Source organism: Stenotrophomonas sp. GD03794, assembly GCF_029842145.1.
In the GTDB taxonomy this organism is placed as follows: Bacteria; Pseudomonadota; Gammaproteobacteria; order Xanthomonadales; family Xanthomonadaceae; genus Stenotrophomonas; species Stenotrophomonas riyadhensis.
Genome location: NZ_JAOCFV010000008.1, coordinates 24,111 through 48,622 on the forward strand (window position 1 = coordinate 24,111; position 24,512 = coordinate 48,622).

Sequence of the window (24,512 nt, forward strand, 5' to 3'; positions counted from 1 at the left end):
CCCCCGCGGCGCAGCGATGCGCCGCGGTTTTGTTTTGTAGCACCGCAATCCCCGATTCAGGCCGGAACGATCCGGCCACCCGCTGGCGGCAAGGGTCGCCGACGGTCCAAATTCGCAGACAGCATCCCCAAGGACACCCTCCGTGGCAAAAATCACCAAAACCTTCCAGTACGGCAAGCACACCGTCACGCTTGAGACCGGCGAAGTCGCCCGTCAGGCCAGCGGCGCCGTCATCGTCAAGATGGACGACACCGTACTGCTGGTCACCGCCGTCGCCGCCAAGAGCGCGCGCGAAGGCCAGGACTTCTTCCCGCTGACCGTCGATTATCAGGAAAAGTTCTACGCCGGCGGCCGTATCCCGGGTGGTTTCTTCAAGCGTGAAGGCCGTGCGACCGAGAAGGAAACCCTGATCTCGCGCCTGATCGACCGTCCGATCCGTCCGCTGTTCCCGGAAGACTACAAGAACGAAGTGCAGATCATCGCCACGGTCATGTCGCTGAACCCGGACGTGGACGGTGACATCCCGGCCCTGATCGGCGCCTCGGCTGCTCTGGCCCTGGCCGGCACCCCGTTCATGGGTCCGATCGGCGCTGCCAAGGTCGGCTACAAGAACGGCGAGTACATCCTGAACCCGACCGTCAGCGAACTGGCTGACTCGCAGCTGGAACTGGTTGTCGCCGGTACCTCCAACGCCGTGCTGATGGTCGAATCCGAAGCCGCGCTGCTGTCCGAAGAAGTGATGCTGGGCGCCGTGACCTTCGGTCACCGCGAAATGCAGAAGGTCATCAACGCGATCAACGAGCTGACCGTCGAAGCCGGCACCAAGCCGTCGACCTGGGAAGCCCCGGCCAAGAACGACGCGCTGATCTCCGCCCTGAAGGAAGCCATCGGCCCGCGCCTGGGCGAAGCCTTCCAGGTGCGTGACAAGCTGCAGCGCCGTGACGCCATCTCGGCGATCAAGAAGGACGTGGTCGAAACCCTGGCTGGCCGCGTGGCCGCTGAAGGCTGGAACCCGGCCGAGCTGTCGAAGGAATTCGGCGAGCTGGAGTACCGCACCATGCGTGACTCGGTGCTGGACACCAAGGTCCGTATCGACGGCCGTGCGCTGGACACCGTCCGCCCGATCGCCGTGAAGACCGGCGTGCTGCCGCGTACCCACGGTTCCTCGCTGTTCACCCGCGGCGAAACCCAGGCCATCGTGACCATCACCCTGGGCACCGCCCGTGACGGCCAGGTCATCGACGCCGTTGCTGGTGAGTACAAGGAAAACTTCCTGTTCCACTACAACTTCCCTCCGTTCTCGGTGGGTGAGTGCGGCCGCATGATGGGCCCGAAGCGCCGCGAAATCGGCCACGGTCGCCTGGCCAAGCGCGGCGTGCTGGCTGTCATGCCGTCGCTGGAAGCCTTCCCGTACACCATCCGCGTCGTCTCGGAAATCACCGAGTCGAACGGTTCCTCGTCGATGGCCTCGGTCTGCGGTTCGTCGCTGGCCCTGATGGACGCCGGCGTGCCGGTGAAGGCGCCGGTTGCCGGTATCGCCATGGGTCTGGTCAAGGAAGGCGAGCGCTTCGTCGTCCTGTCCGACATCCTGGGTGACGAAGATCACCTGGGCGACATGGACTTCAAGGTGGCCGGTACCGCTGAGGGCATCTCCGCCCTGCAGATGGACATCAAGATCGAAGGCATCACCGAAGAGATCATGAAGCAGGCCCTGCAGCAGGCCAAGGCTGGCCGTCTGCACATCCTGGGCGAAATGGCCCACGGCCTGACCGCTCCGCGTGAAGAGCTGTCGGACTACGCGCCGCGCCTGCTGACCATCAAGATCCACCCGGACAAGATCCGCGAAGTGATCGGCAAGGGTGGTTCGACCATCCAGGCCATCACCAAGGAAACCGGCACCCAGATCGACATCCAGGATGACGGCACCATCGTCATCGCTTCGGTCAATGCCATCGCTGCCCAGGCCGCCAAGGCCCGCATCGAGCAGATCACCTCGGACGTCGAGCCGGGCCGCATCTACGAAGGCAAGGTCGCCAAGATCATGGACTTCGGTGCGTTCGTCACCATCCTGCCGGGCAAGGACGGTCTGGTCCACGTGTCGCAGATCTCCAGCGATCGCGTCGAGAAGGTCGGCGACGTGCTGAAGGAAGGCGATGTGGTCAAGGTCAAGGTGCTGGAAGTCGACAAGCAGGGCCGTATCCGCCTGTCGATGAAGGCCGTGGAAGAAGGCGACGCCGTCAGCGCCGAATAATCGGCGGTGGGTGTCAACCTTGGTTGACACGCTCCTGGAATCGCTGAAATGAAAAAGCGGGCTTCGGCCCGCTTTTTCTTTGCCTGTCATCCAGTGCGCTCCAGCCGCTATGCTTCGGCCATGGACACCCTGCGCCTGCTCGACCTGGACATCGATCGCCCGGCGCAGCGCGTCAGTCGCAACGGTGAGGCATTGCCGGTCAGCGGCCTCAGCTGGATCCTGCTGGATGTGCTTCTTGCGCACGGCACCGACGTTGTGGATTTCGACACGCTGGCCGCACGGGTCTGGGCCCCTGCGGTGGTCGGCGAAGCTGCGGTCAGCCAGCGGGTGAAGCTGCTGCGCCAGGCCCTCGGCGATGACAGTCGGCGTCCGCGCTACATCCGCTCGGTTCGTGGTCGCGGCTACCAGCTGTGCGCGCCGCCACGGCCGGCCAGCGCGTCGCCCACGCGATCATCGCGCGCCCGCAGGCTCGGTTGGGGTGTGGTGGCTGTCGCGGTGCTGGGCACGGCCGCCACACTGTTGCTGTTGCCCCGGTCGACGCCGCAGGGCGCAGGGCAGTCGCTGTTGCAGCGCGCCGATTACTACGCTGGCATCGGCCAGGCCAACAACAACAGCGTGGCCATCACCCTGTACCGGCAGGCCCTGCAGGCTGATCCGGAATCCGTGCCTGCCCGGCGTGGCCTGTCCCGTGCACTGGCTGCACAGGGGTGTCTGTTCAACGGCACGCCCGAGCAGTTGCGCGAAGCTCTGGCATTGGCCGAGCAGGAGCGCCAGCGCGCGCCCCGCGATGCCGCGGCGCACGCCCTGTGGGGGTATGCGCAGGACTGCCTGGGCGATATGCGGCAGGCGATCACCGGCTACAGCCGTGCCATCGAACTCGAGCCCGGCGACGAGCGCAGTCGCGCATCGCTGGCCTACCTGCAGCAGGAGCGCGGCCAGCTTGCCATCGCGCTGCAGGCCAACCTGTCCTTGAAGGCCCCCGAGCGCATCCGCTTCCGTGATGTGCAGGTCGCGCGCGAGCTGGAACTGCTGGGTTTCACCCAGGCTGCCGCGGTTCGCCACGCGCGCAATTTCCAGCTGTACCCGGACAACGTCTTTTCCAACATCGCCTGGCCGCGCAGCCTGTACTTGGCCGGCGCGCCGCAGCAGGCCAGGCAGGCGTTGGACGAGGCGCTGGCGCGTGACACGCCGCATCCGCAGCTGCTGCGCCTGCAGGGTGAACTGGCGTTGCTGGCCGGCGACGACGCAGGCGCCGCCGACGCGTTCGAGCGTGGTCGCCAGCTGCGGCCGCAGCAGTCGCTGGGCCAGACCCTGGCGATGTTGCACGGCGCGCGGGAGGCAGACGGCGCGTGGATCGACCAACGCCTGCAGCAGCTCGCTGCCAACGCGGGCGCCGGCGACGGCTGGCCTGATGCGGCGCTGGAACGGGCGCTGCTGTTGCAGGCCCGGGGCCATGCAGGCGACGCTGTGGCTGCACTGCAGCAGGCGGTCGATGATGGTTTCCGCGACGTAGCGTGGCTGCGTGCCACACCTCTGTTCGTCCCCCTGCGCAGCGCGCCCGGCTGGCCGGCCCTGCTGCAGCGGCTGGACGCCGACATCGCCCGGCAACGTGCGCAGGTGCTGGCCGCCAGCTGGCGGCCGGACGAGCTGGCCGCGCTCAGTGCAGCGCCGGCAGCAGGAACTCGGTGAGGATCCGTCGCGACTGTGGATGGGCGAAGCTGCGGTTGAACGCCTGGCTGGTGACCACCGCGACCACGCGTTGCTCCGGCACCACGAACACATAGTTGCCGCCATTGCCGGACATCGCCCACACCGTGCGCGGTGAACCCTGCACGCCCAGCTTCAGGCCCCACCACTGGTAGCCGTAGTCGCTGCCATCGGAAGTGGTTGCCTGCGCCCGCACCATCGCCTCGATGTAGTCCTTGGGGACCAGCTGGCGGCCCTGCCATCGGCCATCATCGAACACGAGCTGGCCGAAGCGGGCCAGATCACGCGTGCGGTAGCGGGTGCCGCCGCCGCCCATGCCGATACCCTCCGGCGAACGGTTCCACTGGCTGTGGATGATGCCCAGCGGCCGCTCCAGCATCCGTGCAGCGTAATCGGCCAACGGCTGCCCACTGGCGTGCTCAAGCACCGCGCCCAGTACGAAGGGGTTGGCGGTGCAGTAAGCGAACGCGCGCCCGTGCGGGCTGTCCTGCGGCCGCTGCATCCACGGCGCGAAGCCCTTCACCGGCAAGCTCAGTGCAAAGTCCAGCCACTTCTCGGTCACGTACATGCGTTCCTCGTGGCCGGCCGAGAACGGGTTCTCGTCATCGCACTCCCACAGGCTGCTCATGGTCAGCAGGTCCTGCACGGTGGTGGCGCGCAGGCGGGGGTCGACCGCGTGCCGGGCAGTGAAGGTCGGAAAGTAGTCGTACACACGGGCCTGCACGCCGGGCAGGGTGCCATCGCCAATGGCGGTACCGACCAGCAGCGCGGTCACGCCCTTGCTGGCCGATCGCACGTCGTGCAGGGTCTGCGCGTCGGCGCCGTTGAAGTAGCCCTCGTAGACCACCTTGCCATCGACCTGCAGCAGCACGCTGCGGATCTGTTTCAGTTCATCGCTGGCGATGGCCTGCTGCAGGGCCTGCAGACGGGCCGGATCGGGGGGGGTGGCGCGGGCCGCGAAGGGCAGGGTGCAGACCGCGCAGAGCAGGGTGAGGACAGACAGGATCGAACGCATCGTCGGACTCCATCGAAAGGGAACCCGATTGAGCCTGCGCTGCGTCTGAAGTGCTGGAAGCCGGCCTGAAGAATTCTGAAGGCCTTGTGCCACAAGGCCCGGCGCTCGACCCTACTCGGCCTCTTCGTCCTCACCCAGCCACCAGACCTGGCCTGGCTCCGGGTCGCTCAGCGGGTGCTCGCGCTGTTCGATGGCCTCCAGCACCCGGCCGGGGGCTGCAGCGATCCACACCGCCATGAGCTTTTCCACCGCAGCCCGGCCCTGTGCGGCCACGCCGAGGTCACGTTCGCGTCTCCATTGGTCTTCATCTGGCGCCTCATCACCATGCTGGTGCGGCGTGCCGTAGCTGCAGCGACGGCACAGCCGGCGCACGGTGGCTGTCCAATCCTCGACCATGCCGATGCCGGGCAGGGTGATGGCCTCCAGGGCAGCGATGTCATCGGCCGAATCGCACTGCACGAACACGGTGAAGGTCGCCATGTCCGATGCCTGCAGGCGCTGCATCGCGTTGAACACCGGCACCTGGCGCTCGCCGTAGGCACGCTGGCCGGTCGAGGCGCCGTCGTGCAGCACGATGTCGCCGAAGCGGAAGCCGCTTTCGGGCAGCGGTACGTTGTCGATGCGTGCACGCACCGGATCAATGCGGCTCATGTACACCACTTCGGCGTCGGACCATGGCGCCAGGCGCACGCAGGCCACGCCGAAGTGGCCCTCGATCGGGCCCTCGCCTTCGGGCAGGGTGATGCCACAGCGGGTCCACTGGCGGCGTGCTTCGGCCCAGTCACCGGCGCCGGTGGCGGCGATGCCGGCATTCCAGGCAGTGGCGACATCGAACTCGCCGCGCAGCTGCTCCGATTGCAGGTTGTCCTGCAGTGAGGCAGCCCAGTCGCGCAGGTACTTGTGCGCCAGCCCGCGCATGTAATGCAGGTACGGCACTTCGGGGGCGAGTGCGATCAGCTCGCCGAACAGCGCCACCGCCTGCTGCAGGTCGCCTTCGTGGAAGGCGTCGTAGGCGCGTGCCTCCAGGGCCTGGCCTTCGTCGAGGGTTTCGTCGTCCAGCAGGTCGCCGTCGTCGAGGTTGTCGTGGTTGGTGCTCATGTCCATGCGCGGTTGAAGGTCCGCGGCTACCTTAGCCGATGCGCGAGCCCGCGAACGCGGCGTCGGCGTGTGTCCTGCTGCAGTGCATGAGGGTCGTTGCATGACTGGCGCGTTGTCGTCATTCGGCGGGATGCACCTGTCCACTGGACGACATGCCACGACAACCGTCCCACAGCCCCATCCGTTTGCTAACGTGGCTGCGCCTTCAAACCGGGAGATCCCATGTTCCGCCAGACCGTGGCTGCCCTTGCCGTGCTGATTGCCGGTGCCTTGCCCATTGCCGTGCATGCGGCACCCGCGCAGCCGTCGATCTTCGGTGCCTACTACCCCGGTGGTTCGGCCGAGCGCTACCCGGTGTCGAGCATTCCGGCCGAGCGCCTCACCCACCTGTTCTACGCGTTCTCCACCATCGAGGACGGGCGCTGCACGATCGGCGCGGAAGCGCCGAAGAATTTCGCGGCGCTGGCCGAGCTGAAGAAGGCGCACCCGCATCTGCGCACGCTGATTTCGATCGGTGGCTGGGGGGCAGGCGGATTCTCCGATGCAGCGCTGACCGAGGCCAGCCGCAAGCGCCTGGTCGACTCATGCATGGCGCTGTTCTTCGATCGTCATGCTGGCAGTTTCGATGGCGTGGACATCGACTGGGAGTTCCCGGTCAGTGGCGGGCCGAAGGAGCTGGCACACCGTCCGCAGGACCGCGCCAATCTGACCCGGCTCGCGCAGGCGTTCCGCGTGGCCCTTGATGCGCATGGACGCAAGGCGGGGCAGCCGATGCTGTTGACCGCCGCACTGGCCGCCGGTCGCCTGCAGACCGATGGCCCCTACGATCCAGCGGCAAGCTATGACCTGCCGGCGCTGGCCAAGGTGTTCGATTTCATCAACCTGATGAGCTACGACATGGGCACCGGTTTCTCATCGGTGTCGACCTTCAATGCGCCCCTGCATGAAGTGCCGACCGATCCGCTGGCGCCGGAACTGCGGCGCTGGAACAACGTCGCCGGCGCGGTGCAGTACTACCGCGAGCGCGGGGTGCCAGCCCACAAGCTGGTGCTGGGTGTGCCGTTCTACGGGCGCGGCTTCAAGGTCACCGGCGATGCACCGGACGGTCTGTATCAGGCCTACAGCGCACCGGCCGATGCCGGCGATTGGCGGGTGATCAAGGCGCGTTATCTCGACCAGCCGGGCTGGACGAAGCACTGGCAAGCACAGGCGCAGAGCCCGTGGCTGTACAACACCGAGCAGAAGGTTTTCATCAGCTATGAAGACCCGCGCTCGATCGGCCTGCGTGCGCAGTTCGCCCGTGAGCAGGGCCTGGCCGGCGTCTTCATGTGGGAGCTGACCGGCGACGACGAACAGGCGAGCCTGCTCAACGCCATGCTGGGTCCCTGGCAGAAGGCACGCATCGGCGATTGAACCTCGCCTGGCTGCGCCGGGTCATGCCTGGCGCAATGCCGCAACGTCATCGGCCCGACACCGCACACTACCGCCACGTCCGCAGCGCTACGCTGCGGGCATGATCCATCTCGAACGCTTGGACCACCTGGTCCTCACCGTCGCCGACATCGAACGCAGCTGTGATTTCTACCAGCGCGTGCTCGGCATGCAGGTCGTGCGCTTCGGCGCGGGCCGCACCGCACTGCAGTTCGGCCAGCAGAAGATCAACCTGCATCCGGCCAGCGCCCCGCTGCAACCGCATGCGCTGCGGCCCACGCCGGGCAGCGCCGATCTGTGCCTGGTCACGCGCACGGCGACGCCCGATGTGCTGGCCCACCTGCAGGCGCAGTCCGTTGCAGTGGAGGAGGGGCCGATCGCACGTACTGGCGCGCTGGGGCCGATCGAATCGGTGTACTTCCGCGACCCGGATGGCAACCTGATCGAAGTGAGTCGTTACCCGGATCCGGCGGACCTTCGGTAGCGCCGGGTCATGCCCGGCGACGGCTCAGTTGGCCCAGACGCTGTTGGGATCGCCGTTGCGGGCGCGGCGTTGGCTGGCCACTGCCAGGCGGGCGAAGCCGAAGGCCATGGCCAGCGCGATGGCATCGACCCAGAACAGCGGCCAGTGGCCACGCGCGGCAGCACGCCACAGCCAGTCACCATTGAGCGCGCCATGCAGGATCGGCACCAGCGCGGTGCTGATCGCCGCCGCCCACAGCAGTTCGCGTGCGGCCTGCGCCGGGCGTCGCAGCGCGGCCCACAGCGCACAGGCCGCCCAGCTGCCGAAGCAGGCCCAGCGGATGCCGTGGTCGACCGCGGACGGTGCCAGCCGCTCCAGCACCAGTGCGGTGACGAACGCCACCGAAATCGCAACGCACAGCCCGATGCAGACGCCGACCGTGGCCCGTGCCATGTTCACCCCGGCACGCGGTTGCTGCGGCTGGCGACGCTTGCGCCGCGATTCGATCCACAACAGGTTGCCGGAGTAGAACAGGAAGGCACCGCCAAGGCCGAGCAGGAAGTACAGCCAGACCACTACGCCGTTGCCGAACTCGCCGAAGTGCAGGGCATAGGCCGCGCTGAGCGTGGCGTGGTTGGCGTCGCGCTGGCCGGGCAGCTGCGAGGCCAGGACGTTGCCGGTGGCCACGTCCAGTGCCACCGCGCCGAGCGGGCCGAGCGTTCCGGTGGATTCGCCGGTGATCTCGATGGTGGCGTTGGCATCGCCGGAGTTGGCCAGCTTCAGGTAGGCCGGTTCGAAATTGGCCACGCCCTGTGCGCGGGCCACTTCAAGCGCGCGTGCATGCAGCACGCGCAGGCTGCCCGGCGGTGCCGGGATGCCGCTGGCGTCGCGCACGGGCGCGGTGTCCATTGCGGTCGGTACCGCCTGCAGGGCCTTGCCGTCGTAGATCAGCGGGTTGAGCAGGGCCATCTGCACGAACACCAGGCAGAGCAGGGCGCCAGTGACCGCGAACATCAGGTGGAAGGGCAGGCTGAGCACGCCGATCACGTTGTGCGCGTCCTGCCACAGTTGTTTCAGGTTGCGGCCCGGACGCAGTGCGAACAGATCACCGAACAGCTTTGGCAGGTGGATCACCAGGCCACTCAGCAGTGCCATGCCATACAGCAGGCTGACGATGCCCATCACGTAGATGCCGGCCACCGGCAGTCCGAGGCTGTAATGCAGCTCGTTGACCAGTTCGGCCAGCCCGGTCTGTGGCGGCGTCGGGCTGCCGGCGATCTGTCCCGGCCAGGCGTAGCGCCAGCTGCCGTCATCGGTCTGCCAGTAGGCCAGTGGCTGCGGGTGTTCGGTGCCGGGGAAGGTCATGCCGACGTGGCGGCGCGCTTCCGGATGCGCGGCAAGCACGTCCTCCAGCAGGTACTGCGCGTCGTCTAGGCCGGCGGGGAGTGCGGTGGCTGCACCGGGCGTCTGCCACAGCGGCAGGTCGTGGTGGAACAGGGTCAGCGCACCCGCGTAGAAGGCCACGAACAGGCCGAAGCCGGCAACCAGGCCGACCCAGGTGTGCAGGGTGGTGAATGTGCGCAGCGTCTGTGAGCTGAACTTCATGGGGTGGGTCTCATTGCACCGCGCCGGTCAGGCGCAGCAGCGTCAGCACGGCGAATCCGGCCGCAGCGCTGCCGACCAGTGTCACCCAGGCGCGCAGCGCGCTGCGGAAGCTGAACGCCCACAGGGCGGCCAGCATCCACAGCGGGATGAACGTGATCAGGCTGGGCACCAGTGCGTTCTGCCACGGCCCGGGAGGCAACCAGGTCACCAGCCCGGTCGCGGCGGCGGCCAGGAAGAAGCCGGCCACGATGCCGGCGAAGGCGCGCGGCCACATCAGGGCGACTCCGCGTCGGCGCGGTGCCAGGCGGCCAGCGCCGGCAGCAGCATCGCCGCCAGCATCCAGGTGCACAGCATCGCCACCAGGCCAGCGGCGAAGCCGAGCTCGGCCATCCACAGCCACAGCGCGGCAGCGGCAGCGACCAGGCCGATCTGGCGGCCAAGGCGGCCGGCACGGCGCAGGCGTGGCCAGCGACAGTGCGGCGAGGCGGCATAGAAGGCCAGCGCCGAGAACATCGCCGCCAGCATGCCCAGGCTGCAGAAGCCGAGCGTGGAAAGGCCGACGGTGATCATCGCGGGCAGCCGGCGCGGCGGCGGGCCGGCGAACGCGGGACACGGGCGGGGCCGGCGGGAGCCGGTCGGAGCGGGTGGCGCATCACGGGGTCCTGGGGGAAAGCGGGCAGGCTGGCACGGGGCGACCTGCGGCGACATGGTAATCATTGCAATTTCCCCCCGCCAGCGAGGCCCATTCAGCGGACCGTACGGTAGCCCTTGGGCTTTCCGCCGGGCTGGTTTAAGATCATCGCAGAACCCTGACTGGAACAAGGTGGCCCGCGCCCAGCGCCGGCCGAGCGTGCGACATGAGCACTACCACCGCCCACTGTTGACCTGCCCCCGAAGGCCCTGTGTTCCAGGCGCCCTCGCGGCGCTTTTTTATTGCCCGGGCGCCGCCCCGGGAACGCTTTCCAGCCCGCCCAGCGGGCCCCGCACGAAGCCACTGCGATGATCAACATTACTCTTCCCGACGGCAGCCGCCGCGAATTCGAAAATCCCGTCAGCGTCATGGAGGTCGCCCAGTCGATCGGCGCCGGCCTGGCCAAGGCCACCATCGCCGGTGCCGTGGATGGCGTGCTGGTCGATGCCAGCGACGTCATCGACCACGATGCCAGCCTGCGCATCATCACCGCCAAGGACGAGGAGGGCGTTGAGATCATCCGCCACTCCTGCGCCCACCTGGTCGGCCACGCCGTCAAGCAGCTGTACCCGGACGTGAAGATGGTGATCGGCCCGGTGATCGCCGAGGGCTTCTACTACGACATCTACTCCGAGCGCCCGTTCACCCCGGACGACATGGCCGCGATCGAGAAGCGCATGGGTGAACTGATCGCCCAGGACTACGACGTCATCAAGAAGGTGACGCCGCGCGCCGAAGTGATCGAGATCTTCAAGGCCCGTGGCGAGGACTACAAGCTGCGCCTGATCGAGGACATGTCCGACGACATCCAGGCGATGGGCATGTATTACCACCAGGAATACGTGGACATGTGCCGCGGCCCGCACGTGCCGAACACGCGCTTCCTGAAGGCCTTCAAGCTGACCCGCATCTCCGGCGCCTACTGGCGCGGTGACGCGCAGAACGAGCAGCTGCAGCGCATCTACGGCACCGCCTGGGCCGACAAGAAGCAGCTCGAGGCGTACATCAAGCGCATCGAAGAAGCCGAGATGCGCGACCACCGCCGCATCGGCAAGCAGCAGGACCTGTTCCACCTGCAGGAAGAAGCGCCGGGCCTGGTGTTCTGGCACCCGAAGGGCTGGGCGCTGTGGCAGGTGGTCGAGCAGTACATGCGCAAGGTGTACCGCAAGACCGGCTACGGCGAAGTGCGCTGTCCGCAGATCCTGGACGTGAGCCTGTGGCAGAAATCCGGCCACTGGGACAACTACCAGGACGCGATGTTCTTCACCGAATCGGAGAAGCGCACCTACGCGCTCAAGCCGATGAACTGCCCGGGCCACGTGCAGGTGTTCAACCAGGGCCTGCACAGCTACCGCGACCTGCCGATCCGCTACGGTGAGTTCGGTGCCTGCCACCGCAACGAGCCGTCCGGCGCGCTGCACGGCATCCTGCGCGTGCGTGGTTTCACCCAGGACGACGGCCACGTGTTCTGCACGGAAAACCAGGTCGAGGCGGAAGTGACCGCGTTCCACCAGCAGGCGCTGGCGGTCTACCAGCACTTCGGCTTCGATGAGATCCAGGTCAAGATCGCGCTGCGTCCGGAATCGCGCCTGGGTGACGACGCCACCTGGGACAAGGCCGAGGGCGCGCTGCGCTCGGCACTGTCCAGCAACGGGGTGGAGTGGCAGGAGCTGCCGGGCGAGGGCGCCTTCTACGGCCCGAAGATCGAGTACCACCTGAAGGACGCGATCGGCCGTACCTGGCAGCTGGGCACGATGCAGGTCGACTTCATGATGCCGGGCCGACTGGGCGCCGAGTACGTGGACGAGAACAGCCAGAAGAAGCATCCGGTCATGCTGCACCGCGCCATCGTGGGCTCGATGGAGCGCTTCCTGGGCATCCTGATCGAGCACCATGCCGGCCAGTTCCCGACCTGGCTGGCGCCGACCCAGGTGGTGGTGGCCAACATCACCGACGCCCAGGCCGACTACGTCTCGGGCGTGACCAAAACCCTTGCGGAGCAAGGCTTCCGCGTCAGCTCGGATTTGCGTAACGAGAAGATCGGCTATAAAATCCGCGAGCATACGTTGCAGCGCGTGCCCTACCTGCTGGTCATTGGTGACCGCGAGAAGGAAAATGGGGCTGTGGCGGTGCGTACGCGTTCTGGCGAAGACCTGGGCAGCATGAGCCTGCAGGCCTTCATCGAGCGGCTCCAGGCCGAGGGCGCGTAAGCAAAGGTCCGGTCCGGGGGCACAGGCACCCGGACCGGTTCGATACCCTTGGGAGAACGTAATATCAGCACCCCTGACAACAAACAGAACCGCAAGAATCAGGAAATCCGTGTGCCGCGCGTCCGCGTGATCGGCAGTGACGGAGAAATGATCGGCGTGTTGTCGCGCGACGAAGCGCTGTCCATGGCCGAAGATGAAGGCCTGGACCTGGTCGAAATCCAGCCGCAGGCCGATCCGCCGGTCTGCAAGATCATGGACTTCGGCAAGTTCAAGTTCGAAGCGCAGAAGAAGGCCAGCGAGGCCAAGAAGAAGACCAAGCAGGTCGAGATCAAGGAAGTGAAGTTCCGTCCGGTCACGGACGAGGGCGACTACCAGATCAAGCTGCGCAAGATGCGCGGGTTCCTCGAGGATGGTGACAAGATCAAGGTCAACATCCGTTTCCGTGGCCGTGAAATGAGCCACCAGGAACTGGGCCGCGAAATGGCCAACCGGATCGAGACCGATCTGGGCGAGGACATCGTCATTGAATCCCGTCCGCGCTTGGAAGGGCGTCAGATGGTCATGATGATCGCGCCGAAGAAGAAGACCTGAGACCTGACGGGCCGCCTTCCGGGGCGCCTGGCTGAATGGTTCAGGGTAAAGGGACGCCATGGGCGTCCCTTTGCTTTTGCAGGAAGCCGGTGAATTGCCGGCGAAAGGGTTGCAGGGGCTGGTGGCAGGGCGGTTTTGCCTGTATCATGCCCGGCTCGACCCACCCAGGACGGGTCGTACGCCGATCATGGCAGGACGGAAAGAGCGGCCCAGGCCGCCGCCAGATCAGTCAGAAACCAGGGTCATATCCCATCAAGGACATTGCAATGCCCAAGATCAAGACCAACCGGGCAGCGGCCAAGCGTTTCCGCAAGACCGCCTCGGGCAAGTACAAGTGCGGCCACGCCAACCGTAGCCACATCCTCACGAAGAAAGCGACCAAGCGTAAGCGTAATCTGCGTCAGACGGGCCATGTCCGTGCAGAAGACGCAGGCCGTCTGGACCGCATGCTCCCTTACCTCTGAGGAACTGAAAAATGGCACGAGTTAAGCGTGGCGTACAGGCGCGTCGCCGCCACAAGAAAATCCTGGATCTCGCCAAGGGCTATTACAACGCCCGTCGCAAGGTCTTCCGCGTCGCCAAGCAGGCGGTCATCAAGGCACAGCAGTACGCCTACATCGGCCGTAAGCAGAAGAAGCGCAACTTCCGTTCGCTGTGGATCACCCGTATCAATGCGGCTGCCCGCATCAACGGCCTGAGCTACAGCCGCTTCATGAACGGTCTGCTGAAGGCCGGCATCACCCTGGATCGCAAGGTCCTGGCTGACATCGCCGTGCACGACGCAGCCGGCTTTACCGCGCTGGCCGAAAAGGCCAAGGGCGCGCTGGCGGCATAAGTCCTTCCCGATGCCGTAACCGTTCACTCGGAACGGTGTCAGGTCAAGGCAATGCATGGGGAAGGGCGCAAGTCCTTCCCCATTTTTTTTTGGGTCCCGGCGAGGCCACAGCGGCAGCGCAGGGACGGCGGTGGCGACAGGGGTCGGCCCTTCGCGCATCGCGATGGCAGATCGACTGGAGTTCCGGCCCCCCATGAGCGACATCCAATCCCTCACCACCCAGGCGCTGGCCGATGTGGCCGCCGCACAGAGCCCCGACGTGCTGGAACAGCTGCGCGTGGCCCTGCTTGGCAAGAGTGGCAGCATCACCTCGCAGCTCAAGCAGCTCGGTGCCCTGCCGGCCGACGAGCGCAAGTCCGCCGGTGAAGCGATCAACCAGGCCCGCGACACGCTGACCCGCGCGCTGGGCGAGCGCAAGGCGCTGCTGGAAGACGCGGCTCTGGACGCGCGCCTGGCTGCCGAAGCCATCGACATCACCCTGCCGGGCCGCAATGGCGACCGCGCCGGCCTGCATCCGATCACCCGCACCCTGGAGCGCATCACCGGCATCTTCGGCCGGCTGGGCTACGAGCTCTCTGAAGGGCCGGAGATCGAGGACGACTGGCACAACTTCGAGGCGCTGAACTTCCCGCCGCACCATCCGGCGCGTGCCATGCACGACACCTTCTACTTCGGCGACGGCCGCCTGCTGCGCACGCATACCTCCGGTGTGCAGGTGCGCTACATGGGCGACCACGCGCCGCCGCTGCGCATGATCGCCGCCGGCAAGGTGTACCGCAGCGACAGCGACCAGACCCATTCGCCGATGTTCCACCAGGTGGAAGGCCTGCTGGTGGACGAGCATTCGACCTTCGCCGACCTGAAGGGCACGCTGGCCGAGTTCGTGCGCGCGTTCTTCGAGCGCGACTTCGAGATGCGCTTCCGCCCCAGCTACTTCCCGTTCGTTGAACCGGGCGCGGAAGTGGACATCGCCTGGCAGCAGCCCGATGGCAGCACCCGCTGGCTGGAAGTGCTCGGCTGCGGCATGGTCCATCCGAACGTGCTGCGCAACGTCGGCATCGATCCGGAGCGCTACACCGGCTTCGCCTTCGGCATGGGCGTGGAGCGCTTCGCGATGCTGCGTTATGGCGTCAACGACCTGCGCGCGTTCTTCGAGAACGACGTGCGGTTCCTCAAGCAGTTCGCGTAACGCATCAGGTAGCGCCGGGCCATGCCCGGCGGACTCAACAACGCAGGCCCAGGCGCATGCGCCGGGCCCACCAGGGTGACACCATGAAATTCTCCGAAAACTGGCTGCGCAGCCACGTCCCGACCCGCGCTTCGCGCGATGAACTGAGTGCGGTGCTGACCGCCATCGGCCTGGAAGTGGAAGACGTGACCGCGCTGGGCGAAGGCCTCGAGCACGTGGTCGTGGCGCGCATCGTCGACGCCGTACGCCATCCGGAAGCCGACCGCCTGCAGGTGTGCAAGGTCGATGCCGGGCAGGGCGAGCTGCTGCAGATCGTGTGCGGCGCACCGAACGCACGTCCGGGCCTGGTTGCGCCGCTGGCGATGGTCGGCGCGCAGATTGGCGAGCTGAAGATCAAGCCGGCCAAGCTGCGCGGTGTCGAGTCCAACGGCATGCTGTGCTCGGCCAAGGAGCTGGGCCTGGACAACGATGCCTCCGGCCTGCTGGAGCTGCCGGATGACGCACCGGTCGGCCAGGCTCTGGTCGAGTACCTGGGCCTGCCGGACGCCAGCATCGAGATCAAGCTGACCCCGAACCGCGCCGACTGCTTCAGCCTGCGCGGTATCGCCTACGACGTCGCCGCCGCCACCCGCAGCGACGTGCTGGATTTCACCACCGAGACGATTCCCGCCATCGGCAACCGTGAGCTGGCCATCCAGCTCGACGCCGGCGCCGAAGCACCGCGTTACCTGGGCCGCGTCATCGAAGGTGTCAACGCCGCCGCCGAGACCCCGCTGTGGATGGCCGAGCGCCTGCGCCGCAGTGGCGTGCGCCCGGTCTCGCTGCTGGTCGACATCACCCAGTACGTGATGCTCGAGCTCGGCCAGCCGATGCATGCCTACGACCTGGGCACCCTGCAGGGCAGCATCGCCGTGCGCCGTTCGCGTGCCGGCGAGAGCCTGAAGCTGCTGGACGGCCGCGATGCTGCGCTGGACGACAGCTTCCTGGTGGTCACCGACGCCGATCGTGCGGTCGGCCTGGCCGGCCTGATGGGCGGTTTCGACACCCGTGTCACCGATGCCACCACTGCCGTGTTCCTGGAGGCCGCGCATTTCGCGCCAGCCGCGATCATGGGCCGTGGCCGCAAGCTGGGCTTGCACACGGATGCCGGCCACCGCTTCGAGCGCGGTGTCGACCCGGCACTGCCGCGTACCGCCATCGAGTACGCCACCCGCCTGGTGCTGGACCTGGCCGGCGGCACCCCGGCGCCGGTCACCGAGGCCGTGCGTGAGGCCGATCTGCCGCAGCCGGCAACCATCGTGCTGCGCCGCGCCCGCATCACCCGCGTGCTCGGCATCACCATCGAAGATGCGGAAGTCGAGCGCATCCTGCGCGCGCTGGGCATGGACGTGGTTGCCACCGCCGACGGCTGGCAGGTCACGGCGCCGAGCCGCCGCTTCGACATCGCCATCGAAGAAGACCTGATCGAAGAGCTGGCCCGCATCCACGGTTACGAGCAGATCCCGACCACGCTGCCGGGCGGCGCCTCGCGCGTGGCGATGCCGAGCGAGACCCAGCTGGACGCGCTGAGCGTGCGCCGCCAGCTGATCGCCCGTGACCAGCAGGAAACCGTCAATTTCGCCTTCGTCGACGATGCGCTGCTGAGCCAGTGGCAGCTGCGCGACGGCCTGGTACCGCTGGCCAACCCGCTGTCGGCCGAACTGGCGGTGATGCGCCCGTCGCTGCTGCCAGGCCTGGTCGCCACGTTGGGCCGCAACGCCGCCCGCCAGATCGGCCGCGTGCGCCTGTTCGAACTGGGCCGCGTGTTCGCCCAGCAGGCCGGCGACGGCCGGCCGGCGCCGCTGGAAACCCCGCGCGTGGCCGCTGCGGTCTGTGGCGATGCACAGGCACTGCAGTGGGGCCTGCCGGCCCGCAAGGTCGATTTCCATGACCTGAAGGGCGACCTGGAGTCGCTGGCCGCTGCCAGTGGTGCGGTACTGGAGTTCCGCCCGTCGGCCCGCCCTTACGGCCACCCGGCCCGTTCGGCCGAGGTGTTCCGCGATGGCGTGGCGATCGGCTGGATCGGCCAGATTCACCCGCGTCTGGCCAAGGCAATGGACATCGAAGCCGACGTCTATGCCTTCGAACTGGACCTGGAGCCGCTGACCGCCCGCCGCCTGCCGCGTGCCGGCGAACTGTCGCGCTTCCCGGCAGTGCGTCGTGACCTGGCATTCCTGGTGCCTGAACAGGTGGCCTGGGCCGATCTCGCGGCCACCGTCCGCCAGGCCGCTGGCCCGCTGCTGCGCGACCTGAACCTGTTCGACCGCTACGTCGGCCAGGGCGTCGAGCCGGGATTCAAGAGTCTCGCTATGGGCTTGATTTTGCAGGACAAGTCGCGCACTCTGACGGACCGCGACGTGGATGCGGTGGTGGCCGAGGCGGTCACTGCCATCGAGCGTGAACATCACGCCCGGATCCGCGGCTGAGCGGGCAGCACTCGGGGGTAGCAGGCAATGGCATTGACCAAGGCGGAGATGGCGGAAAAGCTGTTCGACGAAGTCGGTCTGAACAAGCGGGAAGCCAAGGAATTCGTCGACGCGTTTTTCGATGTGCTGCGTGAAGCATTGGAACAGGGACGTCAGGTGAAGCTGTCGGGCTTCGGCAATTTCGATCTGCGGCGCAAGAACCAGCGCCCGGGTCGCAACCCCAAGACCGGCGAGGAAATTCCGATTTCCGCCCGTACGGTGGTCACCTTCCGTCCGGGCCAGAAGCTCAAGGAGAGGGTGGAAGCTTATGCTGGATCCGGGCAGTAACCGCGAACTACCGCCGATCCCGGCCAAGCGCTACTTCACCATCGGTGAAGTCAGCGAGCTGTGCGACGTCAAGCCGCACGTGCTGCGCTACTGGGAAACCGAGTTTCCCAGCCTTGAGCCGGCCAAGCGCCGAGGCAACCGCCGCTACTACCAGCGCCACGACGTGCTGATGGTGCGGCAGATCCGCAGCCTGCTGTACGAACAGGGCTACACCATCGGTGGTGCACGCCTGCGTCTGGATGGCCCCGATGCCCGCGAGGAATCGGCGCTGAGCAACCAGATCATCAAGCAGGTGCGCATGGAGCTGGAAGAAGTGCTGCAGTTGTTGCGCCGCTGATCCCATTTCCATCGTAATCCGCTATACTTCACGGCCCGCCGCACTGGCGGGCACATCGCAGCATCAGTCGGGGCGTAGCGCAGCCTGGTAGCGCATCTGCCTGGGGGGCAGAGGGTCGTCGGTTCGAATCCGGCCGTCCCGACCAAAAGCAGCGATAGAACAAGGGCTTGCGCCATACGGTGCAGGCCCTTTTTCGTTGTGGTCACTACGCGTCCACTATTCCACCACTATCGCGGCAGCGCGATACCTGTGGTGACTGGCTGCCATGGTGCTTCGTGGCCACCCAGGTAATGCTCGGTCATCGATATGTTGCCGTGTCCCATGAGCGCCTGAATCTGCTCTGTGGTCCAGCCAGCATCGCGCAGCAGCGCACCGCCCAGGCTGCGGATCTCGTGGAAGGTTGGTGGTGCATCGCCACCCACGCCGGCGGCATCGCGTGCTGCGGCGAATGCGCGTGAAAGCTGCTCGGGCAGCACCTGTGTGTGGTGCTTGCGCGTCTTGGCGCGCTTGTCGCTGGGCCTGGCCTTCTCCGGCAGGCGGTGGATCACGAACGGCGAAGCCACGTCATCCTTGCACCGCTTGAGCAGGTCCGCCAGCGGGCCGGCGGTGGCGATCTGTAGCCGAACGTTCGTCGAGCCCCCGGTTTTCGATGGCACCACCCACAGGTGGCCGTCGCGCACGTCGGCGAACTTCACCGTCACCACGTCCTCGCGGCGCAGCAGCGTCACCAGCGACAGGTCCATGGCGTTGCGCAGCCACGGCGCTGCCTGGTCCCATATGGCTCGGTACACGTCGAGGGTCAGGCGCACGCGCTTCCGCTCGTGCTGGAACCGGCGAGTCGCCAGCGCGGGGTTGGTATCTATCCAGCCTTCTTCCACGGCGCAGGCCAGGATCCAGCCCAGCACCAGCCGGAACTGCTGGCGCGCGCGGTCGGATTCGGTCACCTCGCGGATGAAGGTGGCGCACACCTTCACCGTCACGTCGGCCACCGGCTTCGAACCCAGCCCGGCCTCGATGCGTCGGATCACGCTTTCGTAGACCTCGGCTGTCTTCGGCGCCCACTTTCTGCCGGGCACGTCATCGCGGCGGAACACGACAATCGCATCGGCCACCGTCTCGCCAGGGGTCAGCACCTTCGATACCAGGTCGTTGCTGGGCATCAGCAGGGCGTTGAGTTTCTTGGCCGCGGCGAAGGCCTTGGCCTTGTCCTTGCCCATGGAATGCTCTTTCCGGGTGATCGGGTGTCGGTACTTGAACCCGTCCCGGTGAGCGTAGAGATTCTGCGGCCAGTCGCGGCGGCCGGGCTTGCGGGCACGTCCCATCATGGCCGGTTACGCCGCATCAGCCAGGACGCGCGCCACCAGGTCGTCGCCGCCGGCGAGCCACGCATGCTCATCGATGTACCAGGAGCCACCGACCTTGCGGCCGGGGATCTTCCCTTCCCTCAGCCAGCGCTGCAGCTTCTGCGTGTCCGGACGGCTGCTCGGATCGAAGTAGCGTTCCAGCCATGCCTCTTCGGTCATCAGTTTCATAGGTCTGTCTCTTCAGTCCGCGCGCACCATTTTGAGGTGATGCGCAATATGGTCAGTTCGTGGCCAGCGCAGCGCGCAGCTGCTCGGTGGCGGTGTTCATGCGGCATCAGCGGCCAAGCCGGGCATGCAGCTCTCGGAATGCTCTTGCAGCCACTCGCGGAACCTGGCCATTTCGAATGGCGTCGGTTCGGTCCAGCCGATTGGCCATCCCATCACCAGTTCCTCGAACTCGGGTGAACACATCGAGCCAATGACGGTCCCACGCAAAGGGTTGCTGCTGCCCCCCCATTCGTCCACGCGGCCCATCGTGTGATTCCTGCCACCGTTGACCCCGCTCGGGGTGGGCAGCGAGGATCCACATCCGCGCCCGTTGGTGAGGGAAGCCGACGGCATCTGCTCCCAACACGCACCACTCCGCATCGAACCCGAGCGCGGCCAGGTCGGCAAGGACGACGTCGATCCCCCTAGTAGACAGGGCTGAGCTGTTTTCCACCCACACGTATCCGGGTCGAACGTCGCCAACGATCCGAGCAAACTCCGCCCATAGACCGGACCGCTCGCCGCGGATGCCTGCGCCTTTTCCGGCAGGACTGATGTCCTGACAAGGAAATCCGCCAGAAACGACGTCAACAGCGCCTCGCCACGGTCGTCCGTCAAAACTGCAGACGTCAGACCAGATCGGGAAAGGTCGGAGGCATCCATCGTTTTGCCTCTGCGCCAGAACGGATGCGCAGTGGGCATCACGTTCAACTGCGCAGACGGTTCGCCATCCGAGAATTTCCCCGCCGAGTATGCCGCCACCAGCGCCTGCGAAAAGAGCCAGCTCACGCACAGATCCTCCTTTGAATCTTGGTACGGCACCTCCGCCAGCACCAGCGCAGCCCTGCGCGCGCGGCGCGGCATGCGCGGCTGATCGCCCACAGGGTGGCGATGCCGGCCAGGAACCCGGCCAGGGCGAACACGTGGACCATTGCAGCGGTGAGCAGCTGGTCAGCCATTGGTCGGCTCCTTCTGCTGGAAGTGGTGCACGACGATGACGGCGCCGGGCAGACCGCTGTCGATCAAGGCGCGACGGTTTGCCTCGCCATATGCGATCAGGCAGATAGGGCCGCCACTGTTGCCACGGGCGCGGGTGCCGTCTGGCCGGTGGAAATGAGGGCGGTTCGCCAACATCAGGACAGCACTGGCGCGACGCCACACGTAGCGCTGGAACATCGCCGTCTCGGTACGAGCGAAGGCCAATGCGATCCCATTGCCGTGATCGGCCATGCGCGCCAGCCATGCCTCGGTGTGCCGACCGAACGGCGGGTTGCACCACACCCGGCCCTGCCACTCTGCCGACAACCCGTCTTCCGGCAGTTCGATGTGTCGAGCGGCGGTCGTCCACGGACGCGGCGACGGAGCGGCGCACGGGTCCAGATCGAATGCACCAAGGGCCGCGATGATCTCTGGAGGGGTCAGCCACGTGTGAGTGGCTGCCTCCGGTCGTGCGGCGTAGGGATGCGCACGGCTCATTTGCCCACCGCTTGGCTGTCTGCCTTCCGTGACTCGGTGTTACGGAACGGGCCATGGATTTCGGCAGCTGCTTGACAATAGGCAGCGTGGGCCTCGTTCTTGTCGTAGAAGTAGCCGACATGGATTGTTCGCTTTCCCTTCATGATCTTTGCCCTCCATCGACCCATCTGAGGAACCCAATAGACCCCACGCAATCCAGACCGACCCGGACGAGATTTCGCGCTACTTTGGTTCTCGCTGTTGTTCGCCAGCCGTAGATTCTCCGGTCGGTTGTCGGTCTTGATTCCATTGATGTGGTCGATCTGCATGTCATCTGGAGGCCAGTACCCGGTGTGCAGAGCCCACACAACTCTGTGTGCGGCAAGCCTGGATCCATCTACTTCCACACGGATGTACCTGTTCCCGCAGAGTGATCCGGCCACATCGCCAGCTGCCGCCCCGCGACGCCTATCAACGATCCAATGGATTAGGCCCGTCACAGGATCAAGTCGCACGAACTGACGGAGACGCTCGATAGGGATCTTGTTCATGGCTCCCCCACCGGCTGTCGGGCGGCGAGTGGCGTTCCAATTCCCTGGCCTTCGCATACAGGGCACAACTCATTCTCCGACGCATCCTTCCAGCCTGAGCCATCGCACACGGCGCAGAAAGAGCGTGTGTCGTACTGATCCGGCATGGGGCCCCACTCGCCGGACTGCACTCGCTGATCGAATGCAGCCTTCTCTGCTTCGGCTTTCCCTCGGAGTGCGGCTGCCATCTTTGCCATCGGTGACTCAGACACCGGCTGGCGGGCGGCGAGGGCGGATTTCAGTTCGTGCGCGCACACGTCCAGTGATTCGGCCACTACGCTGAACTCATTCTTGCCGAAGCGCTCCTTTGATTCGCGCCGCCACTTGGCTGTCAGCTCCGTCAGCGCCTCTCCCTGACCGCCCGGGGAGGGCTGGGCGGAGAGGGCGGCGCCGATCACCTTCGCAAGCGTGATGCGGGCGGCGACCAGTGCGTTTGCAAACTTGTAGTCGCCAGCATGCCGAGCGGCGTTGGCCGCTGCGTTGACGTGGGTAAGGGCAACTCGTGCGTCTTCGGGCAGACCCTCTCCGAGGCCATTCCAGACATTCACCCTCCCACCGGGCTGCGCGTCCGCCAGGGTCTTGTCGTTGGTCTTCATGCAACCTCCTGCAGTTGGGAGGCCTGCTCGGCCTCGATCAGGGCATAGCCGATGGCGTCGACGCGCTCGCGCAGCTGTCGGCGTGCGATCAGCAGCTGCAGCGCGATGTGCCGGCGGTGGTCGTTGAGCTGGAACGTCCGCGTCTCGATGTGCAGCTTCCCGGCCAGGTCGCGGCGGAACAGGCGGTAGGTGAGGACGTGGCCGCCCAGCACCTTGTCGATAGACCGGCCCCAGGCGAAGCCCTCGGTGCGCTTCGGCAGCCGGCGGTCGTAGCGGTGGTGGGTCATGCCTGTTCACCCCAGCGCACGTACAGCCACACGTCCACGAACTGGCCGCAGCTGGAGCCGATATCGGCCTTGTACCCAAGGTCGCGCAGCTCTTTGAGGATCGCCTTGCACAGCGCCGGGTAGTTGTCTTCGGCGGTGTAGCAGGAGCCGTCGCCGAAGCCGTACTCGCGGGTGATGTACTCGCGCTTCCCGTTTACGGCAGCGGCCCTTATCCCTTTCAGGATGGTGTCGACAGCGAAGGCTGGATCCTTCGAGCGGGTGATGTTCTCGGCCATCGCGGCCGTCAGACGTTCCGTGGTCATGCGTGGCTCCGAAGCGGCACGCGGCGCACTGGCCCGTGCCACAGGTTGTGGTTTGAATTCATCGGGACATCCTCTTGCCGGCGCCGATTGCTACCGCGACCGGGTGACGCTTCAGGCGGTAGTGCAGGCCGGACCGGGTGATGCCGATCTCGCGTGCCCACTGCGACAACGTCTGCGTGCGGCCCTGGTAGGTCAGGTGCAGGTTGTCGCGGCGGTTGGTGGACTGCTGCTCGAGCGTTGCCCAGCGGCAGTTGCTGGGCTCGTAGTCGCCGTTGCTGTCGATCCGATCCAGGGAGAGTTCAGGCGACGGCTTCCGGCCCATGTCGGCCAGGAAGTTCTCGAACGAGTTCCACCTGTCGCAAACCTTGATCCCGCGAGCGCCGTACTGCGCCCACCCGGTTGCGGATGGTTCGGTGCAACGGGCATGCATGCCCCGCCAGGTCTGGTGCTCGGTCGACCGGCTCTCGCCGTGCTTGGTGGTGGCTTCCCGCCACAGGCAGCCGCAGGACCGCGTGTGACCTGACCGAGCATGGGTGGCCAGAGTGGTTGTCTCTCCGCCGCAGTCACACGCGAACAGCCAACGGGCACTGCCGGATCGGTCGTTCCCGACCTGTCGAATGGCGGTCAAACGATGGAATCGCTGGCCGGTGATGTCGCGCTTACGGTTCATGGCAGGCGCGCCTTCTGCAGGTCGGCCCAGGTGAGCGGGTGAGGGCGCCGCTTGATCCGCTCGTATGCGGCGCTGTGGGATATGTCCAGGATCTCGGCCACCTGCGCGGTGGTGTAGCGCTTGCCCTCGATGACGTGGGCGAACAGCTGGGCGCGAGCCTGTCCAGCACGGCGCAGGCTCTTGGCGTGGCAGGGGTACAGGGCGACGTCCATCAGGCGGCCACCTTCAGGCCGAACACCTGGCGCGCTGCGTGGTACTCGCGCAGGAAGCGGTCGAGGTGGCCCTGCAGCTTCTCGGTGAAGCCGTCGCGGTGCACGCGCACGATCAGGGCGTCGTAGCCGGGGCAGTACGACATGAAATCCCACCACTCGCGCTCGGTGATGATCAGGCTGCCGTGCACCTGGGGCTTGTGTTCGTCCGGCACGCCGCCGGCGCGCAGCCACTTCACGTGGGTCGGGCCGTCCGGGCATTTGATTTCCAGTCCACCCTCAGCCTCGACCAGGCTGTCCGGGCTGCAACCCAAAGTGCCGGCGTCGTTGAGGATGAAACCCACCTGCTGCGGCACCACGTCCTGCTCGAAGGCATAGAACTCGCGCGCGTCCGGTTCCAGATCCCTGCCGCGCTGCGTGTGCCGGTTGCCGCCGAACGACTCGGCCGCCTGCGGCCGCATCAGCTCGTCGATCAGCTGGTTGATGTAGGTGTCAGCGGCGGTTGCGTAGTCGCCGCGCTTCGGGGTGATGATGCTGCCGAACTCGCTGGCGGTCGGGACGCCGAGCCGCGCGGCGAACCACTCCGGAGAACCCTGCTCGACGTCCAGGATCTTCAT

Annotated in this window: 29 protein-coding genes and 1 tRNA gene; 13 read left to right on the plus strand and 17 right to left on the minus strand. The window is 66.4% G+C overall.

The annotated features are described in order from the left end of the window. Positions 1-142 precede the first annotated feature (142 nt). Both pnp and N5D91_RS06610 read left to right on the plus strand, forming a co-directional pair. Positions 143-2,251, plus strand: a complete 2,109-nt coding sequence (pnp, locus tag N5D91_RS06605) for a polyribonucleotide nucleotidyltransferase (protein ID WP_032128652.1) — start codon at positions 143-145, stop codon at positions 2,249-2,251. Between the two features lie 120 nt (positions 2,252-2,371). Continuing rightward, on the plus strand, positions 2,372-3,940 hold the full coding sequence (locus tag N5D91_RS06610; protein ID WP_164161558.1) for a winged helix-turn-helix domain-containing protein: 1,569 nt from the start codon (positions 2,372-2,374) through the stop codon (positions 3,938-3,940). Here N5D91_RS06610 and N5D91_RS06615 read toward each other — a convergent pair. Together N5D91_RS06615 and N5D91_RS06620 are read right to left on the minus strand one after the other, a co-directional pair. After that, complete coding sequence (locus N5D91_RS06615; protein ID WP_279908216.1) at positions 3,909-4,973, minus strand: serine hydrolase; 1,065 nt, start codon at positions 4,971-4,973, stop codon at positions 3,909-3,911. The two genes, N5D91_RS06610 and N5D91_RS06615, sit on opposite strands and share 32 nt — an antisense overlap. Positions 4,974-5,084: 111 nt before the next feature. Then, entirely contained in the window at positions 5,085-6,071 is a 987-nt protein-coding gene (locus N5D91_RS06620) for a hypothetical protein (RefSeq protein WP_258011450.1), read from the minus strand. A 222-nt stretch (positions 6,072-6,293) separates the two neighbouring features. Between N5D91_RS06620 and N5D91_RS06625 the strand changes: the two genes are divergently transcribed. Both N5D91_RS06625 and N5D91_RS06630 read left to right on the plus strand, forming a co-directional pair. Next, positions 6,294-7,484 (plus strand): glycoside hydrolase family 18 protein, encoded by a 1,191-nt coding sequence (locus N5D91_RS06625; RefSeq protein ID WP_180853732.1) that lies wholly within the window; start codon positions 6,294-6,296, stop codon positions 7,482-7,484. A 100-nt stretch (positions 7,485-7,584) separates the two neighbouring features. After that, positions 7,585-7,986 (plus strand): VOC family protein, encoded by a 402-nt coding sequence (locus tag N5D91_RS06630; RefSeq protein WP_180853731.1) that lies wholly within the window; start codon positions 7,585-7,587, stop codon positions 7,984-7,986. Between the two features lie 24 nt (positions 7,987-8,010). Here N5D91_RS06630 and N5D91_RS06635 read toward each other — a convergent pair whose 3' ends face one another. From N5D91_RS06635 to N5D91_RS06645, 3 genes are read right to left on the minus strand one after another with little or no spacing between them, the layout of a single operon-like run. Next, positions 8,011-9,570, minus strand: coding sequence for a PepSY-associated TM helix domain-containing protein (locus N5D91_RS06635; protein ID WP_180853730.1), 1,560 nt, complete (start codon positions 9,568-9,570; stop codon positions 8,011-8,013). Between the two features lie 10 nt (positions 9,571-9,580). Further along, entirely contained in the window at positions 9,581-9,844 is a 264-nt protein-coding gene (locus tag N5D91_RS06640; protein ID WP_164161543.1) for a hypothetical protein, read from the minus strand. After that, the gene (locus N5D91_RS06645) at positions 9,844-10,140 is read right to left on the minus strand and encodes a hypothetical protein (RefSeq protein ID WP_164161544.1); all 297 of its coding nucleotides are present in this window, start codon (positions 10,138-10,140) and stop codon (positions 9,844-9,846) included. Before N5D91_RS06645 ends, N5D91_RS06640 begins: the two co-directional genes overlap by 1 nt. 429 nt (positions 10,141-10,569) lie before the next feature. Between N5D91_RS06645 and thrS the strand changes: the two genes are divergently transcribed. From thrS to N5D91_RS06690, 9 genes are all read left to right on the plus strand, one after another. After that, positions 10,570-12,471 (plus strand): threonine--tRNA ligase, encoded by a 1,902-nt coding sequence (thrS, locus tag N5D91_RS06650; RefSeq protein WP_180853729.1) that lies wholly within the window; start codon positions 10,570-10,572, stop codon positions 12,469-12,471. Between the two features lie 63 nt (positions 12,472-12,534). Next, positions 12,535-13,062, plus strand: coding sequence for a translation initiation factor IF-3 (gene infC / locus N5D91_RS06655; RefSeq protein WP_074725076.1), 528 nt, complete (start codon positions 12,535-12,537; stop codon positions 13,060-13,062). 266 nt (positions 13,063-13,328) lie between these two features. Continuing rightward, positions 13,329-13,526 (plus strand): 50S ribosomal protein L35, encoded by a 198-nt coding sequence (rpmI, locus tag N5D91_RS06660; protein ID WP_005410436.1) that lies wholly within the window; start codon positions 13,329-13,331, stop codon positions 13,524-13,526. A gap of 11 nt (positions 13,527-13,537) precedes the next feature. Next, positions 13,538-13,897, plus strand: coding sequence for a 50S ribosomal protein L20 (rplT, locus tag N5D91_RS06665; RefSeq protein ID WP_006380762.1), 360 nt, complete (start codon positions 13,538-13,540; stop codon positions 13,895-13,897). A 193-nt stretch (positions 13,898-14,090) separates the two neighbouring features. After that, entirely contained in the window at positions 14,091-15,086 is a 996-nt protein-coding gene (locus N5D91_RS06670) for a phenylalanine--tRNA ligase subunit alpha (protein WP_110712975.1), read from the plus strand. Positions 15,087-15,169: 83 nt separating this feature from the next. Beyond that, a complete protein-coding gene (pheT, locus tag N5D91_RS06675; protein WP_180853728.1) occupies positions 15,170-17,551 on the plus strand; it encodes a phenylalanine--tRNA ligase subunit beta in 2,382 nt (793 codons plus the stop codon). A gap of 27 nt (positions 17,552-17,578) precedes the next feature. Continuing rightward, the gene (locus N5D91_RS06680) at positions 17,579-17,878 is read left to right on the plus strand and encodes an integration host factor subunit alpha (protein ID WP_005410432.1); all 300 of its coding nucleotides are present in this window, start codon (positions 17,579-17,581) and stop codon (positions 17,876-17,878) included. Then, positions 17,859-18,215 (plus strand): MerR family transcriptional regulator, encoded by a 357-nt coding sequence (locus N5D91_RS06685; RefSeq protein WP_005410431.1) that lies wholly within the window; start codon positions 17,859-17,861, stop codon positions 18,213-18,215. The genes N5D91_RS06680 and N5D91_RS06685 overlap by 20 nt, the downstream gene beginning before the upstream one ends. A gap of 68 nt (positions 18,216-18,283) precedes the next feature. Further along, positions 18,284-18,360, plus strand: a tRNA-Pro gene (locus N5D91_RS06690). An 82-nt stretch (positions 18,361-18,442) separates the two neighbouring features. Here the strand turns inward: N5D91_RS06690 and N5D91_RS06695 are convergent. The 12 genes from N5D91_RS06695 to N5D91_RS06750 form a co-directional block, all read right to left on the minus strand. Next, positions 18,443-19,540 (minus strand): tyrosine-type recombinase/integrase, encoded by a 1,098-nt coding sequence (locus N5D91_RS06695; RefSeq protein WP_180853727.1) that lies wholly within the window; start codon positions 19,538-19,540, stop codon positions 18,443-18,445. Between the two features lie 6 nt (positions 19,541-19,546). After that, complete coding sequence (locus tag N5D91_RS06700; RefSeq protein ID WP_171955635.1) at positions 19,547-19,747, minus strand: helix-turn-helix domain-containing protein; 201 nt, start codon at positions 19,745-19,747, stop codon at positions 19,547-19,549. A gap of 106 nt (positions 19,748-19,853) precedes the next feature. Further along, positions 19,854-20,579 carry a DNA cytosine methyltransferase gene (locus N5D91_RS06705; protein ID WP_180853726.1) on the minus strand — a complete coding sequence of 242 codons (726 nt, stop codon included), beginning with the start codon at positions 20,577-20,579 and terminating at the stop codon, positions 19,854-19,856. Then, complete coding sequence (locus N5D91_RS06710; RefSeq protein ID WP_180853725.1) at positions 20,572-20,745, minus strand: hypothetical protein; 174 nt, start codon at positions 20,743-20,745, stop codon at positions 20,572-20,574. Before N5D91_RS06710 ends, N5D91_RS06705 begins: the two co-directional genes overlap by 8 nt. Beyond that, the gene (locus tag N5D91_RS06715; protein ID WP_180853724.1) at positions 20,738-21,262 is read right to left on the minus strand and encodes a DNA N-6-adenine-methyltransferase; all 525 of its coding nucleotides are present in this window, start codon (positions 21,260-21,262) and stop codon (positions 20,738-20,740) included. The genes N5D91_RS06710 and N5D91_RS06715 overlap by 8 nt, the downstream gene beginning before the upstream one ends. After that, the gene (locus tag N5D91_RS06720) at positions 21,259-21,849 is read right to left on the minus strand and encodes an HNH endonuclease signature motif containing protein (protein WP_343238091.1); all 591 of its coding nucleotides are present in this window, start codon (positions 21,847-21,849) and stop codon (positions 21,259-21,261) included. The genes N5D91_RS06715 and N5D91_RS06720 overlap by 4 nt, the downstream gene beginning before the upstream one ends. After that, positions 21,789-22,427: a hypothetical protein gene (locus N5D91_RS06725; protein ID WP_180853722.1), complete on the minus strand. Its 639-nt coding sequence runs from the start codon at positions 22,425-22,427 to the stop codon at positions 21,789-21,791. The genes N5D91_RS06720 and N5D91_RS06725 overlap by 61 nt, the downstream gene beginning before the upstream one ends. Further along, positions 22,424-22,714, minus strand: coding sequence for a hypothetical protein (locus tag N5D91_RS06730; protein WP_180853721.1), 291 nt, complete (start codon positions 22,712-22,714; stop codon positions 22,424-22,426). Before N5D91_RS06730 ends, N5D91_RS06725 begins: the two co-directional genes overlap by 4 nt. Further along, positions 22,711-23,016 (minus strand): hypothetical protein, encoded by a 306-nt coding sequence (locus N5D91_RS06735; RefSeq protein ID WP_219634847.1) that lies wholly within the window; start codon positions 23,014-23,016, stop codon positions 22,711-22,713. Before N5D91_RS06735 ends, N5D91_RS06730 begins: the two co-directional genes overlap by 4 nt. A gap of 58 nt (positions 23,017-23,074) precedes the next feature. Beyond that, positions 23,075-23,686: a hypothetical protein gene (locus N5D91_RS06740; RefSeq protein WP_180853720.1), complete on the minus strand. Its 612-nt coding sequence runs from the start codon at positions 23,684-23,686 to the stop codon at positions 23,075-23,077. After that, a complete protein-coding gene (locus N5D91_RS06745; protein WP_180853719.1) occupies positions 23,683-23,898 on the minus strand; it encodes a hypothetical protein in 216 nt (71 codons plus the stop codon). The genes N5D91_RS06740 and N5D91_RS06745 overlap by 4 nt, the downstream gene beginning before the upstream one ends. Continuing rightward, a complete protein-coding gene (locus N5D91_RS06750; RefSeq protein ID WP_180853718.1) occupies positions 23,898-24,512 on the minus strand; it encodes a lambda exonuclease family protein in 615 nt (204 codons plus the stop codon). Before N5D91_RS06750 ends, N5D91_RS06745 begins: the two co-directional genes overlap by 1 nt.